1 protein-coding gene is annotated in these 259 nt (G+C 58.3%); it reads left to right on the top strand.

Annotation, left to right across the window (positions count from 1 at the left end; translation table 11 throughout):
- The coding region (locus tag REG_RS11515; protein WP_006705439.1) for an OprD family outer membrane porin at positions 1–259 on the top strand (259 nt) is incomplete at both ends.

Here is a 259-nt window from a genome sequence, read left to right as displayed (position 1 = left end):
CCGGTGATGCAGTAGGCCAGTGGAGCAAACTGGGCCTGGCCAACGTGCAGTTCCGCGTATCGAACACCACCTTGACCGCCGGTCGTCAGAACTTCAGCAGCGGCATCGTCGACACCATCGGCAACCGTGCACTGCCATCGAGTTTCGAGGGTGTGAGCTTCAACAGCGAAGAGTTCAGCAACCTGTCGTTCCAAGGCGGCGTGTTTGACCGCGTTTCGCCACGTACCGAACAGAGCCTGTCGAAATTCCGTACCGAATA

Source organism: Candidatus Regiella insecticola LSR1 (genome assembly GCF_000143625.1).
Lineage (GTDB): Bacteria > Pseudomonadota > Gammaproteobacteria > Enterobacterales > Enterobacteriaceae > Regiella > Regiella insecticola.
This window is presented reverse-complemented; position numbering and strand designations above follow the sequence as displayed.